1 protein-coding gene is annotated in these 1330 nt (G+C 60.9%); it reads right to left on the bottom strand.

The window, feature by feature from the left end; genetic code table 11:
* A partial coding sequence (locus tag RY1_RS29235; protein ID WP_139280022.1) for an AMP-binding protein occupies positions 1-1330 on the bottom strand: 1330 nt, incomplete at both ends.

Genomic DNA, 1330 nt, shown 5'->3' with positions numbered 1-1330 from the left:
CAGACGTCCACCGGACGAGATCACCAGTCCGATACATTCTTTCACCGATACTCGACGGGCTCGCAACGAACGCAGTCGACGTCTTCCCGACATCACCCGAATACCCCCGAGCAAGCTGCGGCCCCGACACATAGAGCTCACCATCCACCCCGATCGGAACAGGCCGAAGAAGCCCATCCAGAACCAGCACCCCAGCATCCGGCAAACCCCGACCGATCGTCACCGCCTCCGACGCACGAAGACGCACCCCGGTGATCTCGACCGCCGCTTCCGTCGGACCGTACAAGTCGTACACCGCAACATCACGTGCACCGATCTGCTCGAACAGACGATCCTTCAACTCGTCCGAAATATGCTCACCACTGACCAACACCACACGAACCGACTCGAAATCGAACACCTCGGTCGCCAGAAACACATCGAGAACCGACGGCACGAAATGCACGACCGTCACCCCACGACCATCGATCACCTCCACGATATGCCTCGGATCAGCATGCCTACCATGCTCCGCCAACACCATCGAAGCACCGAACATGAACGGCGCGAACACCTCCGGAACCGACACATCGAACGTCACCGGCGTCTTCTGCAAGACCCGATCCTCCGGACCCAACCCGTAGATCACATCCGACGAAGCCAACCGCCGCAGAACCGAACCATGAGAAACCACAACACCCTTGGGCCTACCCGTCGAACCCGACGTATAGATGACATACATCGCATTCCCCGGAAGTACACCAGAAGCATGCTGCCGAAGCACATCCCGAGACACCGATCCCGACCAGGACGACGACCGAACGTCCTCCACGAACACGCACCGAGCACCGGTGCCCGCAGCCTCCGCCCTCAGCTCCAAGCTCGACACCAACAGAGCCGGGCCCGCATCGTCGACGATGTACTGCAACCGCTCGGGCGGATTGGAAGCATCGAGAGGAACATAGACCCCGCCGACGACCGTCACCGCCACCAGGATCTCGATCAACACCGGCGACCGCGGCAGCATCACGGCCACACGCACCTCGGGCCCGACACCGATGTCGATCAGCATCGCAGCCCAACCCGCAACACGTACACCGAAATCACCGTACGACACAGATATTCCCGAAGAATCCGTCAACACGACACGATCGGCCCAACGACCGATACCCACCGCCAACATCTCCGCAACCGACCCGAACTCCCGACCATCCACACGCGCGCCCGAGAACTCGGACTCACGACTCCACACCGAGATCGCGGACGCATCCAACTCACCCCGACCGTCCAAACTCGACAGACCGGCAGAGATCGGCGCTTCAGCGATCCAAGTCAGAGCATTCGACAACGC

It is taken from the genome of Rhodococcus yunnanensis NBRC 103083 (assembly GCF_001895005.1).
Taxonomy (GTDB): domain Bacteria; phylum Actinomycetota; class Actinomycetes; order Mycobacteriales; family Mycobacteriaceae; genus Rhodococcoides; species Rhodococcoides yunnanense.
Note: the sequence above shows the minus strand (reverse complement) of the source record. Positions and strands in the feature narration are given on the sequence as shown.